At 40.8% G+C, this 16,147-nt stretch carries 12 protein-coding genes; 5 read left to right on the top strand and 7 right to left on the bottom strand.

The genetic code is table 11. From position 1 onward, the window contains the following. Positions 1 to 45 precede the first annotated feature (45 nt). A complete protein-coding gene (gene hemN / locus MTF68_RS07580) occupies positions 46 to 1,419 on the top strand; it encodes an oxygen-independent coproporphyrinogen III oxidase (protein WP_248462140.1) in 1,374 nt (457 codons plus the stop codon). Between the two features lie 107 nt (positions 1,420 to 1,526). Here hemN and MTF68_RS07575 read toward each other — a convergent pair whose 3' ends face one another. From MTF68_RS07575 to MTF68_RS07565, 3 genes are all read right to left on the bottom strand, one after another. Next, positions 1,527 to 2,042: a DUF2489 domain-containing protein gene (locus MTF68_RS07575; protein ID WP_004589313.1), complete on the bottom strand. Its 516-nt coding sequence runs from the start codon at positions 2,040 to 2,042 to the stop codon at positions 1,527 to 1,529. Positions 2,043 to 2,054: 12 nt separating this feature from the next. After that, positions 2,055 to 2,654: a Der GTPase-activating protein YihI gene (gene yihI / locus MTF68_RS07570; RefSeq protein WP_004589312.1), complete on the bottom strand. Its 600-nt coding sequence runs from the start codon at positions 2,652 to 2,654 to the stop codon at positions 2,055 to 2,057. A gap of 743 nt (positions 2,655 to 3,397) precedes the next feature. Next, a complete protein-coding gene (locus MTF68_RS07565) occupies positions 3,398 to 4,030 on the bottom strand; it encodes a c-type cytochrome (RefSeq protein WP_004589311.1) in 633 nt (210 codons plus the stop codon). 280 nt (positions 4,031 to 4,310) lie between these two features. Here MTF68_RS07565 and yihA point away from each other — a divergent pair, with 280 nt between their 5' ends. After that, a complete protein-coding gene (gene yihA, locus MTF68_RS07560; protein WP_004589310.1) occupies positions 4,311 to 4,970 on the top strand; it encodes a ribosome biogenesis GTP-binding protein YihA/YsxC in 660 nt (219 codons plus the stop codon). Positions 4,971 to 4,980: 10 nt separating this feature from the next. On the opposite strand, the gene MTF68_RS07555 is transcribed toward yihA, so the two are convergent. The 3 genes from MTF68_RS07555 to polA all read right to left on the bottom strand — a co-directional run bounded on the left by MTF68_RS07555 (position 4,981) and on the right by polA (position 9,523). Then, positions 4,981 to 5,499 carry a DUF1285 domain-containing protein gene (locus MTF68_RS07555; RefSeq protein WP_248452221.1) on the bottom strand — a complete coding sequence of 173 codons (519 nt, stop codon included), beginning with the start codon at positions 5,497 to 5,499 and terminating at the stop codon, positions 4,981 to 4,983. Continuing rightward, a complete protein-coding gene (locus MTF68_RS07550) occupies positions 5,496 to 6,083 on the bottom strand; it encodes a YceI family protein (protein ID WP_248452222.1) in 588 nt (195 codons plus the stop codon). Before MTF68_RS07550 ends, MTF68_RS07555 begins: the two co-directional genes overlap by 4 nt. Before the next feature lie 710 nt (positions 6,084 to 6,793). Next, positions 6,794 to 9,523, bottom strand: coding sequence for a DNA polymerase I (gene polA, locus MTF68_RS07545; protein ID WP_248462139.1), 2,730 nt, complete (start codon positions 9,521 to 9,523; stop codon positions 6,794 to 6,796). 524 nt (positions 9,524 to 10,047) lie between these two features. On the opposite strand from polA, the gene elbB reads away from it, so the two are divergent. From elbB to MTF68_RS07530, 3 genes are all read left to right on the top strand, one after another. Continuing rightward, positions 10,048 to 10,695, top strand: coding sequence for an isoprenoid biosynthesis glyoxalase ElbB (gene elbB, locus MTF68_RS07540; protein WP_248452224.1), 648 nt, complete (start codon positions 10,048 to 10,050; stop codon positions 10,693 to 10,695). Between the two features lie 203 nt (positions 10,696 to 10,898). Next, on the top strand, positions 10,899 to 11,294 hold the full coding sequence (locus MTF68_RS07535; RefSeq protein WP_004589305.1) for a cytochrome c5 family protein: 396 nt from the start codon (positions 10,899 to 10,901) through the stop codon (positions 11,292 to 11,294). A gap of 182 nt (positions 11,295 to 11,476) precedes the next feature. Then, the gene (locus MTF68_RS07530) at positions 11,477 to 14,050 is read left to right on the top strand and encodes a diguanylate cyclase (RefSeq protein ID WP_248452226.1); all 2,574 of its coding nucleotides are present in this window, start codon (positions 11,477 to 11,479) and stop codon (positions 14,048 to 14,050) included. On the opposite strand, the gene rep is transcribed toward MTF68_RS07530, so the two are convergent. Next, positions 14,043 to 16,061 (bottom strand): DNA helicase Rep, encoded by a 2,019-nt coding sequence (gene rep / locus MTF68_RS07525; protein WP_248462138.1) that lies wholly within the window; start codon positions 16,059 to 16,061, stop codon positions 14,043 to 14,045. The two genes, MTF68_RS07530 and rep, sit on opposite strands and share 8 nt — an antisense overlap. Positions 16,062 to 16,147 lie beyond the last annotated feature (86 nt).

The raw sequence follows: 16,147 nt of genomic DNA, 5'->3' as shown, positions 1-16,147 counted from the left end.
AAGCTTTTTATACTCAACACCTCATTAATATATAAGGTGCGCGTGATGATAAAGCTTCCAAAATGGGATCAAACTCTTATAAATAAGTATAACGTGTCAGGGCCACGCTATACCTCCTACCCTACCGCTTTATCTTTGATCGAGGGGTATCAGCAACAAGACCTTGTTAGCGCTATAAAATCATCCTCTAGTCGCTCACTTTCTTTGTATATTCATATCCCATTTTGCAGTGAGCTTTGCTATTACTGCGGATGTAACAAGGTGATCACACGCCATCAGTCTAAAGCCGATGTATATTTAGATTACTTAACAAAAGAAATAGCAGCGCATGCCCCTTTATTTAAACACTACACAGTGGAGCAATTACATTTAGGGGGTGGTACGCCAACCTTTTTAACTGTAAAGCAAATGACGCGCTTAATTAACTTATTAGAGCAGCACTTTCACTTTACCCGCAACACTGAGCGAGGCATTGAAATAGACCCACGATCCCTTGCTAAAGATATGCTTATACACTTACGGGTTTTAGGCTTTAACCGCGTATCCTTTGGTATTCAAGATTTTAACGATGAAGTACAACAAGCAGTTAACCGCACACAGCAAGTAGATACCGTTAAAGCACTGATAACCCAAGCCCGCGAGCTTGGCTTTAAGTCAATAAATGCAGATATGATTTATGGCCTACCTAAACAAACACCCCAAAGCTTTGAAAAAACAATAGCGCAATTAATTGCCTTAAGCCCAGATAGAGTCTCTGTATTTAATTACGCGCATTTACCAGAGCGCTTTGCAGCGCAACGTAAAATAAAAGAGGCTGACTTACCCAGTGCCCACGACAAGCTAACCATGTTTAAAAACACCTTGGCGCAAATGACCTTTGCAGGCTATCAGTTTATTGGTATGGATCATTTTGCAAAAGCCGACAACGAACTTGCAGTCGCGCAAAATAAAGGGCAGCTACATCGCAACTTTCAGGGCTATACCACCCACGGTAATTGCGACTTATTAGGTTTAGGGGTCTCGTCTATTTCGCAAATTGGCACTGCCATTTTACAAAACCAAAAAGTGCTTAAGCATTATTATCACGCAATTGAAACGCAAGCCGGCAGTGCTATACATAAAGGAATGCATTTAACGCACGATGATGTAATACGCGCGGAGGCTATTAAATCACTTATTTGCCAGTTTGAATTAGACACGCACGCATTTGCGAAAAAGCATTCTATACATTTTAATGAGTATTTTGCGGATGCGCTGTTAGCGCTAAAGCCTTTAATAGACGATGACATGGTGCATATAAACGATAAGGTAATACGCGTCACGCCTCGCGGAAATCTATTTATTCGTATTATATGTATGTGCTTTGATGCTCACTTACAAAAGCAAATAAGTAAAACCCGTTTCTCACGTGTGATTTAATTAGTGCTATACCAATTCGCTTATCACGTTTGAGGTGGTAAAAACGTGTCGATAAGCAGGCATAAAAAAAGCAGACCTGAGTCTGCTTTTTGTATTTTCTAGAGGGTTTAATTAAACACGATGTTTTCGCTGCCCGGCGCAGCTTTAAACTCAACAATGATTTTGTCGCAATCGGCTTTAATCTCATCACTAAAGTTTTCTTCAGCTCGCCAACGTGCTGTATCTTGCTTAAAAATCTCTTTTTTAGAGTATTTTTTGCGTGCATCGTGGGTCGGCATTTCTTTCACAACGTTATACATTTTATAAATGCCTGGGTACGCTAGCGTTAAATCTCGCTCATCTTCAAAAGCGTACTGAGACATTAAAACCCAAATTCGTAAACAGCCTTCAGAGTACTCACATTGCTCTTCAGCCATTGCACGAGCAATTAGATGAATGCTATCTGCAAGTTTAGCGTTACGCTTTAAGCGCGACTGCTTAAGCTTTTGCTGTTGCTCAGCTTGCTTTTGCGCAATTAACTTTTTTTGCGCGTTAAGCTTATAGAGCAACTGACCTGCATAAAATGCTAAGCCAGCAATAATAACAGCACCTACAAACAAGGCTACAATCACTGCGGTACTCATTAAGCGCCCTTACTATTTGTCGTCATCATCATCTAGCCACTCATTGGCTAAATCATCTGAAAGGTACTTATCGAAATCTGAGTTACCGTCGCTTTCGAAGTTATCTTCAAAATCATCTTCAAACTCGTCTTCGTCTTCATCTTCGATACCTAGTAACTTACAAAGTACTTGGTGGCGAGCAATACGGCTATTAAAGTACTTCGCATCTTTACCCGTCAGCATTTCACCTTGCTCATGACGCTCAACGAGCTTAAGTAAACGCTCATCGTTTTCAAGCGCTTCTAGCTCTTGCTCAGGCGTAAGCTCTGGCTCTGTAACCTTTTTAAGCTCAACTGTTGGCTTTAAGTTACGCTTCATTTCTACTTGCGGCTGTGGTGCACTAGCCACTAAAGGCACGGCTTTTTTACTGCCGACGCGCTTATCTTTTGGCGCTGAGTTTGCTTTTTTAGTATCGCTATCTAATAGCTCAGGCGCATTACGAGAACCAGGCTTAGCGCCCTTTGGCTTTTTAACTCGTTGCTCTTTTAACGCACGCATTTCTTTAAGCTTATCTTGGCTTAAACGAACAGGGCCGTTTGAAGGAATTTTGCGTGATTTTTTCTTTCTACTCATATCTTGATCATCTCACTTAAGAGGTTTTGAGCGAGGCACATAACATGAGCATCGCAGTGCTGGCCTAGCCAGAAGAATTCGATTTGCGCATTATAAAGCTTGGGTTGCTCGTTGAATTAGCGCATTAGCTTATTGCTAAACGGTGGGTATTGTAACAGGACAAATAAAAAGGCGGTAGAGAAAACATCTCTACCGCCTACTAATCTGAGCGCCATTATCTGGACACTTCTCCCTTCGACTTTTTTTAGTCTTTATTATTTTTATTATTATCAGTCCGTATTGTTATTATTTTAACCTTCCTTGTTACATTCCATTTTGTTTTTATTATTAAACTTCCTTGAGATTTTATTATTTACGGTCATCCTGACGCTTTCTTGTTATTTCCTTTTGTAGCACCTTCAATGTGCTATTCAGTCGTGTCGCGCCATTTTCCTTTAGCATAATCCATGTTGTTATTGTTGTTTTGCGACAGTGGTTAATTTACCCGTTAATATTTTTGTTACAACTGGTTTATATAATTTTTCTTACATAGAGCACATATAAAAAACAAAAAACTTATAATAAACATAAATTTAACTGTAAAATTATTTTTAAAATAAGCTATTTCTTACAAAACAGCATAGCAAATGTCTCACAAACTAAAGGGTGATATCGTTAAAATGTGGACACAAAAAAAGCAGCGCAAGCTGCTTTTTAATCATATTACATAGTATTACACTAGCTAATACTAAATAAATACGACTTTAGTGTAAGCCACCTAAGTATTGAGATAGTACTTCAATATCTTTATCAGTTAGCTTTTTCGCTATATCTTGCATCATACCGTTATGGTCGTTTTTACGGGTTCCATCACGAAACTTCTCTAGCTGAGCTTTAATGTACTCTGGGTGCTGAAAAGAAATTTTAGGAAACTTAGCAAGAGACGAACCGTTGCCTCGCGGACCATGACACGCCGCACAAGCCGGAATACCACGTTCAGCATCGCCTGCTTTGTAAAGCATCTGACCAACTTCAACCACGTCTTTAGGGGTGGCGCCTTCAGTCATGTTCAATGAAGAAAAATAAGCAGATAGGTCTTTCATGTCTTGTTCGCTAAGTGGCATAGCCATCGCGCTCATTACAGGATCCATACGGCCTTCTTTACCGCCTGAAGTCATACCTAATTTTAAATCCTTAAGTTGTTTAAGGATGTAATCTGGGTGCTGGCCTGCAAGTTTAGGGTAAATATTAACCGGTGCATTACCGTCTGGGCCGTGACAAGCCGCACACGTTGCTGATTTTTCTTTACCTGCGTTTACATCGCCATCAAATGCTGTTGCGTTGCTTGCTGACAACGCACCAAGCAATATTGTTAAAGATAGTGCTATTTTTTTCATGGTGAATTCTCTGTTTCCGACCCTGTATCATCTACAATATGGATGTTGTAATTCATGTATTCTACACGATAAAAAATTCTCTGGCACGTTTTCTACTCATATTAAGCTTATAATTTATAGGGTTTTGACCTAGATTAACCTTTAAGCAGCTTTAATAGTGCCATTTATCGAGTTTTTAGGTGTTTAAATACGCTTTTTAATACATCCTTTATAGTATAAAATACGCGCCCTGAGTGAATTTAGCTCAATAAGATTAACTTTTACGTTTTTAGGAGAGCCTGTGCTCAAATCTCGTATCAAATATAATACTGCGTCTTTTGTTACAAGCGCGCCAGACATCACTAAATTACCTGCTGATACGGGAATTGAAGTCGCGTTTGCAGGTCGCTCTAATGCAGGTAAGTCAAGTGCTCTTAATGCACTTACAGATCAAAAACTTGCACGTACCAGTAAAACGCCAGGTCGTACGCAGTTAATCAACACCTTTGAATTAGGTGAAGTAGATGATATGCGCTTAATCGACTTACCCGGTTATGGTTTTGCTAAAGTACCTATTGAAATGAAAAAGAAGTGGCAAAAGTCACTGGGTGAGTACCTACAAAAACGTCAAAGTTTAAAAGGTATTGTTATATTAATGGATATTCGCCACCCATTAAAAGATTTAGACAAAGATCTAATTAACTGGGCTATTGGCAGCGAAATCCCAGTACTGGCGCTTTTAACTAAAGCCGATAAGCTCAAGCAAGGTGCGCGTAAAGCACAAGTACTGCAAGTACGCCGTGAATTAAGTGAACTAGACGGTGATATTACTGTACACGCTTTTTCATCACTTAAGGGAACAGGTTTACCGGAAGTCGCTAAAAAGCTAGATGAGTGGTATTTAGGGCCAATTGTGGCTGTTGCACCACCGCAAAGTGATGAAGACAGCTCAGACGCTTAAAAATAAGCACCTACGAAAGATAAAACTTTCCCCCTGCTGATTTTATAAAATAGCCGCGCTCATCAGCGTCGGCTATTTCAGCCCACTGATAAAACACACTCCGTGATACCCGCGCGCTACACCCATAAGGTAATTGCAAATAAGGCACCGCTGCATTTTTATAGTTTTTTATATAAAGAGGCTGCTCAGCACTGATTAACCATTGCCGTGCTAAATTATCTATACAACACATAACCTGCCCTTGCGCTGTGCTTTCAATATGCCAGCTTACGATAACGAAAGGCGCATCTTGCACCTCTATCGCTATTTTTTCGATGGGTGTTTTTAAATAAAACTGCTCACCTTCTTTGCATAAAACACTGGCAAACAGTTTTACCATCGCAGGACGAGTAATTTCGCTGCCATCGTAAAACCACTGCCCATGCTCGTTAATCATAATCGGCAGCTCACCACACTCGGTAGGCCGCCAACTATCAAACGGTTTGCTAGGCTCGCTTAATTGCTTACTAAGCGCCGTTAACGAGATCACTGTTTTTTAAGTGTTAGCGCAAAAGTAACTGGTACGGCTGTAGCAACTCCAGGTAAACCAGCTAATTGCTGTAGCTTTTTAACGCCTTCGGTCACACCAAAGTCTTGGCTATTTACAATCACAGGCGTAAACGACGACACGCTTAAATCGCCATTTTCGGCACTGCTAACAAGTACATTTATTTTTAATGGCTTTTTATTACCATGAAAATCAAGCTGCGCATCAACCTCTTTTAATACATGCTGGCCCGGTTTTTTAATATTACTTAATTGCTTTTTTAAATCCGCGGTTAAAACTGCTTGAGGAAATTTAGCCGCTTCAAATACAAATTGAGTTAAACGTTCATTGCGAATAGGGATCAGTGTTTCTGCAGAGGTTAAGTCTATATTTACACTAAAAGCACCACTGTCTGAAAGTGTTCCTTCTAGGTTAGTAAAATGATGTGCCTCAGCAATCGAGTCTTTTTTGATAGAAACAAAACTTAATTGGCTCTTGTCATTGACTAGCTGCCAATCTGCATGAGCGGCATTAGACAAAGCAACACTTGATAACGATAAACCGATAATGGCTAACGTTTTAAACATAACGCACTCCTAAAATAAAATGAGAATAATAGCGCTTTCGATACTATCACCTGAAATAGGGGCAAACCACCTCAAATTAAAGACGGCGCTAAATTACTTAGCCCGTACTGTTATTAAAAAATTAATAATGATATAGCAGCCTATAACTGATGCTTTTTAGGGGCGTAGCGCAACATCCACGCTAATCATTGCGTGAGATAGCTTTACTTGCCTACGTTTGCTTTATAACTGCTTTATACATATACCCGTTTGAGGGCGCGCAAGGTATGGCACAAAAAATAATAAACATAAATGAGCATAAAGTGTGAATAGTAAAAAAGCGCTTTGAGGTGCTATTTAGCTTTAAAGGGCAATCTAATGAGGAAGAAAAAGCAGCCTGCTTAAAACAAGCAGGCCGATATAGCAAACTGGGGAGAAGCTATCAATTTGTTGCACCTTTTCAGATGCATCATCAACAGGATGTCCTACAGGATGAGGACGCGCGCACTTTAGCAAAAGAGCGCATAAAAATACAATGATATTCCGCCAAAATAGTTCGAATTGACGAACATATAACTATTTAATACAAATAGTTGCTTAAATTAACCTACTTTTAACTAAACTTTGTTTACGCGTAGAAATACTTATATCGATTCGCTTAATTGAGTGAGTTATTTAGAGGCAATAAAAAAGCGCCTTGCGGCGCTTTTAAAATGTAAGCATGTTTTAGGTTAGTGGGCTTGTTCCCAGTTTTCACCTTCGTCAGCTTCTACAATTAAAGGGACATCTAAGCTAACCGCTTGCGACATTAGCTCACAAATCTGCTTTGTGTATGCTTGCGCACAATCGGTTTTAATCTCAAACACCAATTCATCGTGTACTTGCATTAGTAACTTAATGGTATTGGGAGCTTGTTGATTAACCCAGCTATGCACGCTCAGCATTGCTTTTTTAATAATATCAGCGGCTGTGCCTTGCATTGGTGCATTGATTGCTGCACGTTCGGCGCCTTTACGGCGAGCTCCATTACGTGCATTAATTTCGGGTAAGTGTAAACGACGCCCAAAAATAGTTTCTACGTACCCGTTCTCGGCCGCTTTTTCGCGGGTTGTTTCCATGTACTCAAGTACCCCAGGGAAGCGCTCAAAGTATTTATCTATGTAGTGCTGCGCTTCGTGGCGTGGTACATCAAGCTGACGCGCTAAACCAAAGGCTGACATGCCGTAAATTAACCCAAAGTTTACTGCTTTAGCTTTACGGCGCATATCTGTGGTTACATCCTCTAGCTCAACCCCAAATACCTCAGCAGCGGTTGCACTGTGCACATCTAACCCATTAGCAAAGGCATTTAGTAGCCCTTTGTCTTGCGATAAATGCGCCATAATACGCAGCTCAATTTGACTGTAATCGGCAGCCACAATTTTATAGCCTTGTGCCGCTACAAATGCCTCACGTATACGACGTCCTTCTTCAGAACGAATAGGGATATTTTGTAAGTTAGGATCGGTAGAACTCAAACGCCCTGTGGCCGTAACAGCTTGATGATAAGAAGTATGCACGCGCTGTGTTTTCTCATTAACCATCAATGGTAATTTATCAGTGTAGGTTGATTTAAGCTTAGATAAACCACGGTGCTCAATAATCACCTTAGGTAATGGGTAGTCATGGGCAAGTTCTTGTAGCACTTCTTCAGCCGTTGAAGGTGCACCTTTAGGTGTTTTTTTAATGACTGGCAGCTCAAGTTTTTCAAATAAAAGTACTTGCAGCTGCTTTGGCGAGCTTAGGTTAAATGGTTCGCCAGCTATCTCAAACGCTTCTTTTTCAAGTTCAAGTAAACGCTCGCCTAAACGCTGGCTGTGCGCCGCCAGCATGTTGCTATCAATTGCTACGCCGGTGCGTTCAATATCAGAAATAACATTCACTAGTGGCATTTCTATTGTTTCAAATACTGACTTTAACTTCTCATCAGCTTCTAATTTTGGCCAAAGTACTTGGTGTAAACGCAGTGTAATATCGGCATCTTCTGCTGCGTAAGGCGCAGCTTGCTCAAGCTCAATTTGATTAAAGGTAAGCTGCTTTTTCCCTTTGCCGGCTATATCTTCAAAGCTAATGTTTTTATGGCCTAAGTATTTAAGCGCTAATGAATCCATGTCATGGCGAGTGCCCACGCTATTAAATACGTACGACTCAAGCATAGTATCAAACTTAATGCCATTGAGCTCATAGCCTGCATTAGCCAGTACGCTCTTGTCGTATTTTAGGTTTTGCCCTACTTTAGCTTTGTTAGCATCGGCGAGGATTGGCCCAAGCTTTTGCATTACATATTCAAGGCTTAATTGATCTGGTGCACCCGGGTAGTCGTGTGCAATTGGTAAGTAAGCAGCTTCGCCTGCTTTTACAGCAAAGCTCATACCTACTAACTGCGCTTGCATGTAATCAAGGCTGGTTGTTTCGGTATCAAAGGCAAATAACTCAGCGCTATTTAGCTGCTCAATAAGCGTATCAAATTGTGATTCGGTTAAGATAGTTTCGTAATGTGCATCTTCTACTTTTGGCAGTTCATTTGCCTCAGTAGGGAGCGCTTTTTCTGCATCTTTTGGATTATCAAGCAGCTCAGCTAACCAGCGGCGGAACTCACACTCACCATACAGTGCAATAAGCTCATCTTTATTTGGCTCTTGTACTTTAAAGGTATCTAGGTCTGACTCTACCTCAACATCACATTTAATGGTGGCAAGCTCATAACTAAGTGGTAAATGATCAAGAGCATTTGCAAGCTTCTCACCAATCTTGCCTTTAATGTCGCCGGCATTATCAATTACACCTTGAAGCGATCCATATTTTTGTAACCATTTAACAGCTGTTTTAGGTCCACAGCCTTCAACACCTGGGATGTTGTCAACCTTATCACCCATTAGCGCTAAATAGTCGATGATTAGCTCAGGACCCACACCAAATTTTTCAACAACGGTTTGAGGATCTGAAATGCTGTCGGTCATGGTATTGATTAGCGTAACATGCTCGTTAACTAGCTGAGCCATGTCTTTATCGCCGGTAGAAACCAATACATGGCGCTTTTGCTCAGTCGCTATTCGCGAAAACGTACCAATAACATCATCTGCTTCAACCCCTTCAATACTAATTAGCGGAAAGCCCATCGCTTTAATAATACTGTGCAGTGGCGCTATTTGCGTTCGTAAATCGTCAGGCATAGGCGGACGGTTAGCTTTATACTCGCTATACATATCGTTTCTGAACGTTTTGCCTTTGGCATCAAACACCACCACCATGTGGCTCGGATCATATTGTTTGATCAAACTTTTAAGCATGTTTACCACGCCATAAATAGCGCCAGTTGCTTCACCTTTAGAGTTGGTTAAATGCGGTGGAGAATGATAAGCACGAAATAAATATGAAGAGCCATCAACTAAAATTAGCGGGTTTTCGGGGATCTGAGCCATGGTGAATTTGGATCCTAAATACAAAAAAGTAATATTATTACAAGCATGCCATAAGGTTGTGAATAAAACGACAGTGAATTACGCTTAGTAGCCATAATTATTGCGGAGCAACCTGTGGATAACTTTGTAGATAACAGCCACGAGCTATTCCTCCAATGCATAATAAAATGCTTAGAAAAATAAATAACTGCTTGTTTTGTTTAAAAAAGATAATACGAGGTTCTTTTTTTATTATTTTAAAACCAATGTGGAAAAAGGTTTTCTAACTGATACATCCGCTGTTAGTCACTTTAGTTATTTGTATCCATTTAAATAACCGGAGGAGTATTCTAGCATAATGGATCAAAGATCATAGCGATCCTTTATAATTTTTTTTACGAGCGCACTGGCAAAAATGGCATAAACCGCAATACAACTTGCACTGCGAATACTTTTTAAACTAAAAAATTATTTTAGTGTGTGTTTTGGCCCGTGTTAAACTTCACCCAAACGACTTATTTAAAATACTTAAGGAGCACAAAAGCATGAAAAAGATAGCTGTAATATTAGCCGGCTGTGGTGTGTACGATGGCAGTGAAATAAACGAAGCGGTATTAACACTGCTGCACATAGCTAAAAACGGTGCTGCATATCAATGTTTTGCTCCTGATATAGAACAACTTCACACTATTAATCACCTTACCGGTGAAGAAATGCCAAGCAACCGTAATGTACTCACTGAGGCAGCACGCATTGCCCGTGGTGATATAAAATCTTTAAGCGAATTAAAGGCATCTGAATTTGATGCGTTAATAGTACCAGGGGGATTTGGTGCCGCTAAAAACTTATGTGATTTTGCCGTTAAAGGCGCTGATGCGCAGATAAACGACCTAGTATTAGAGGCCTGTAAACAGTTTGCTAATGCACAAAAAGCCGCTGGATACATGTGCATTGCGCCGGCTTTAATTCCGTTTATATATCCCAATGCTACTTTAACCATAGGTAATGATGAACAGACCGCTAGCGCTTTAACCCAGCTAGGCTCTACTCACACAGCCTGTGCGGTTGATGATATTGTGATTGATGAGGACAATAAACTCGTTACCACCCCTGCTTATATGCTGGCGCAGTCTATTTTAGATGCCGATGCGGGGATCGAAAAACTGGTTAAAAACGTACTAGCATTAGCTTAAATAGTGATTTACTAAGCCACCGATTATAAATGTTTGTTAACTGAAACATGCAATTTTATTGCGTTAACGCAAAAATTAGTCAGTTTTATCGATAAAAACACCAGTGGGCGTTTTATAAATTGTTACACAAAGGTATAATCGGTTTAATTTCCGTCATCTATAATCGTGATTGATCACGTTCAAATCGAAGTGAGCAAGGCAAAATGAAAAAACTATCAGCTGCAGCATTATTAGTGCTAGCAACCACCGCATACGCACAGCCATATGATAACTCTATGACTGAAGATGCGATTAAAAAACGTTTAGCACCAGTTGGCGCTGTTTATCTTGAAGGCGAGAAAGCTGCTGCAGCCGCAGCTCCTACTGGCCCTCGCTCTGGTGAGCAAGTGTACCAAGGCGCATGTTTTGCCTGTCACGGTACTGGCGCACTAGGTGCACCTAAATCAGCTGATGACTGGGCACCGCGTATCGCTAAAGGTAAAGATGTACTGCTTGATCACGCTATCAACGGTTTTAATGCGATGCCGCCAAAAGGAACATGTATGGATTGTTCTGATGATGAGATTAGCGCAGCTATTGATTTCATGACATCTAAATAATTTAATTAAGCCCCTGATAACTAGGGTGATTAATTTAAAAAGGCCTATTTTTATAATAGGCCTTTTTTTATTCCTAAAATAATCTTTTTAGTTGCTGTTTTAGGGCATTAGTTACTTGACGATCGCAACTAAAAGTGAAATTATACGTTTAATAAACATACAATAATAAAATAATATGATTCATGTCATCGGAAGATAAACCCGCGGCACCGAGTAAACTAGCGCACCAAAATAAACGTCTTAAAGCGCTATTAGAAAAGTATAAGCAATCTCACCACTTACAAAATGCCCTGATCCAGCTATCAGAGCAAGCAAGCTCTGTTGCCGAATTAACCTTACTTTACCCCGCTATCCATGACATTTTACAAGCATACCTACCTAGTAAAAGCTTTTACGTGGTGCTTGCTAATCAATATACTCATGCCTTGGAACTTTCTTATTTTTGCGATGAAAAAGATGGTATATCAGTCGCCCTCAATCAAGATAATAGTTTTGAAGAAGGCGCTACAGGCTACGTTTATAAGCTTGGCAAAACCACCTGCTTTACCAAACAAGAGATGCAAAGCGCTGCACAAAACGGCTTGTTTAAAGCACTAGGCTCACCTGCTGAGTACTGGGTTGGTGTTCCTATTTATCAAGAGCAAAACATTATTGGCGTACTTGCTGCGCAAAGTTACGATAAACACCAAGATTACAGCAGCCAGCAAGTGCATTTACTCGAAGTAATGTCTTTATACTTAGCCACAGCCATAGAGCGAGTTAAAAAAAGAGAGCTGCTCGAATCTGAAGTAAAAATTCGCACCCGCGCGCTCACGCAAAGTAATGATGCGCTAAACCTAGAAATTGAACAACGAAAACGCGCACTGCAACGGCAACAAATTTTGTTTAAAATATCGGAGTTGGCAACACAAGCGCAAAACTTAGATGATGCCTATGTAAAAATTCATCAAATAATAAAAACCATTACATACGCAGAAAACTTATACATTGCACTTTATAACAAAGATACTGGTTGGATTAGCTTCCCGTACTGTGTGGATGAATTTAAAGACAACACCGAGCCAAGGCCGTTTGCAAAAGGTTATAGCGAACTGGTTATTAGCAGCGAGCAGACCCAACTTATACACCCTAGTAGAGCCAAAGAGCTATTAGAAAGTGGTGATGTACAACGAAATAAGCCAGTACCAGAGGAGCAAATGGCCACCAGCTGGCTAGGTGCACCGCTTAAAACATCGCAAGGGGTTATCGGCTTAATTGCATGCCAAGCGTATAATAATAATCATATTTTTAGCAAAGACGACTGCGAGCTTATTACTTTTGTATCACACCAAATTGCCACGGTTTTACAAACAAAGTTAGCCACTCAAGCACTTAAATCTAGCCACCAAGAGTTAGAGTATCGAGTTAACGAAAAAACAAAAGCGCTGCAGCAAGCTAACCTACATTTACAAATGCAAATTGATGAGCGCAAAAAAGTAGAGCAACAGCTTTATCATGATGCGCATCACGACTCATTAACAGGCCTCCCTAATCGTAGCTTGTTTTTAACCCAGCTAGAAAAAACACTGCAGCATTACCATCGTTTTCCTGATCATCACTTTGCTGTGTTATTTATTGATTTAGATAAGTTTAAAGATATAAACGATCAACTAGGTCACCATGCCGGCGATCAATTTTTAATAAGTGTGGCTGATTTATTTTCGCATTGTATTCGCGAACACGATTTACTCGCTCGCCTTGGTGGTGATGAGTTTGTAATTTTGCTTACCCACTTAACAGAGCTACAACAAGCAGAAGATGTAGCTGATCGCATTATTAATATAATGAAAAAGCCATTTTGCAGTAAAGGTACCTGCATTCAAAGTGGTGCAAGTATTGGTATAACGTACTCAAATTCAAGTTATCAGCATACCGATGAAATTATTCGCGATGCCGATGCTGCTATGTATTATGCTAAAAATGCGGGGCGCGACCGCTATGAGCTGTTCCACCCGTTATTAACGCAAACACTAACAAGTGCAGAATCTCCAGCACAGCACCATCTTGATTCACTCCCGATGAGTTTTAGAAGTGCAGATATTATAAACCTTGATGAACAACAGCAATCAGAGTCACTGTTTGAAGCCTTTGGTGAACACCCTGTATTAGGCTATACCAGTTTTGAAGTGCTGAAAAAGTTTGCAACCGATAAAGAGCAGCACCTCCAAGTTGAATTAGAACTATTACAACACGCCTATGCCCATGCCTTAGCGGCAAATGTAGCCATGGTATTATTGCCATGCTCAGGGCTACTTTTAGAAGCGCTTGAATTCAATTTATTTACTGAGGTATTAAGTAAGCTGCAAGGGCAAAGTCAACTGTGTTTATTGTTTGACGACCAAGAAATACGTTACGCCTGTGCAACTCAGCTAGAAAACCTTAAAAAGCTCTCGCAGCTTGGCTACAGCATTGGCTTAAATAACTTTGCAAAAGACCGCTGTGAGCTAAATGCACTGACCGACATTACCTTCGATTATGTACTACTTAGCTCAACCTTAAGTAAACGCGTACTGCAACAAGAAAGCTTTAACTTGCAATTACAAGGTGTACTGGCAATCACTCAGCTAAAAGGCATAAAAGTTATTGCCAAAGGCCCTTCTATACTCAACTTTAGAGCCTTGCTAGATAAATACGGACTAAACTTATTTGTTGCTAAGCAGCAAGGCTTATCGGAGCCAGTAGCGGCTAATAACAACGCCGCGCAGTCTATTAACTAGGTTTTTTCAGCATCGCCCTTAAGTTAGCGACCCGTGCTTGGCCTTTTTCCATGCGCTCAGCTTGCGAGCTTGGGGCTTTTTTGTTTTCAAACGCTAGGTCATCTTGCGGTAACTCTTGCACAAAGCGGCTTAGCTCTGTTTGTGAGGTTTCGCCAAACTGACGACGTATTTTTGCATATGTTAGTGTCAGCTCTTGCTGGGCCCGTGTGATCCCTACGTATGCTAAACGGCGCTCTTCATCTACGTTTTCTTCGTCAATACTTACTTGGTGTGGCAATAACCCCTCTTCCATACCAACCATAAATACGTACGGGTATTCTAAGCCTTTAGATGCATGCAAAGTAAGTAACTGTACCGCATCAGACTCATCTTCTTCCTCGTTACGCTCTAGCATATCGCGAAGCGTTAATTTGCTGACCACTTCAGGTAAGGTCATCGGTTCGTTATCGGCATCTCCGGTGAGCATATCGGTGATCCAACGATACAGCTCTGAGACGTTTTTCATGCGCATTTCTGCCGCTTTGGCACTTGGCGATGACTCATATAAATACGCTTCGTAGTTAATATTACGTACCAAGTCTTTTACCGCTTCGAGTGTATCGCTACGCACTGCATTATCTGAAAGCTCAACAACCCAACGTGCAAACCCCGAAAGCGCATTTAAGCCACGCCCTTTAAGGCGGTAGCCTAGGTCGTTATCAAAACAGGTGGCAAATAAGCTTTGGTGTTTTTCGTTTGCAAGTGTGCCTAGCTTTTCAAGTGTAACGGTGCCTATTTCACGGCGCGGCGTATTAACAATGCGTAAAAAAGCGTTATCGTCGTCTTGGTTAACCAACAAGCGTAAATACGCCATAATATCTTTAATTTCTGAGCGCGAGAAAAACGACATTCCGCCACTAATTTTATAGGGAATGCGGTTACTCATTAATGATTTTTCAAAACCGCGTGCCTGGTGGTTACCGCGATACAAAATAGCGTAATCTTTATAGCTGGTGCGCTTCATAAATTTATGAGAAATTATTTCAGCAACAACTCGCTCGCACTCATGCTCTTCATCCCTACAGCCAATCACTTTAATCGGCTCACCGTAACCAAGCTCACTAAATAGCTTTTTTTCGATATCGTGCGGGTTATTGGCAATTAAAATATTTGCTGCTTTTAGAATGCGCTGGGCGCTGCGGTAGTTTTGCTCAAGCTTTATAAGCCTAAGGCCGGGATAATCTTTACTTAACAGTACCAAGTTTTGGGGGCGGGCTCCGCGCCATGAATAAATAGATTGGTCATCATCCCCTACCACAGTAAAACGCGCTCGCTCGCCTACTAATAACTTAACAAGCTGGTACTGGCTGGTATTGGTATCTTGATATTCATCCACCAGCAAATACCTAAATCGTTGCTGCCAACGCTCTCGTGAGGTGGCATTACTACTCAGTAATAAGGTGGGGACCATTATTAAATCGTCAAAATCCAGTGCGTTATATGCTCGCAGCTGATTTTGATAACGCGCGTAAAGCTGCGCAAATAACGCCTTTTGCGCATCACGTGCTTCGCGTATGGCTTGCTCTGGTAAAATTAATTCGTTTTTCCAGCTGCCTATTTGCATTTTTAATAGATTAAGTAGGTCTTTGTCTTTTTTAAGTTCGTCTTCGGTTAAATCACCTAACAGCTGGTTAGTATCTTGGTCATCAAACAGTGAAAAACCTTCTTTAAAGCCAAGCGTTTTGAGCTCTTTTTTAATTATTTCAAGCCCTAGGGTATGAAAAGTTGATACCCACAGCCCTTTCGCCTCTTGCTTATTAAGCGTTTGTAATACACGCTCGCGCATCTCTTTGGCCGCTTTATTCGTAAACGTTACCGCAGCAATATTACGTGCTTTGTACTCGCACTTTTGCACCAAATAAGCAATTTTGTTAGTGATTACGCGGGTTTTACCTGAGCCTGCACCCGCGAGTACTAAACACGGACCACTAATATATTTTACTGCTTCATCTTGTTTTGGATTGAGTTTCATAACGACCATGGAGTTTTAAAAGGCAGCTAATTTTACCGTAACCACAGATACAGGCATAGCCATTAGATTAATTAATTCCATTGTGG

The sequence above is a fragment of the Pseudoalteromonas sp. 2CM37A genome (genome assembly GCF_023161885.1).
In the GTDB taxonomy this organism is placed as follows: Bacteria; Pseudomonadota; Gammaproteobacteria; order Enterobacterales; family Alteromonadaceae; genus Pseudoalteromonas; species Pseudoalteromonas atlantica.
Note: the sequence above shows the minus strand (reverse complement) of the source record. Positions and strands in the feature narration are given on the sequence as shown.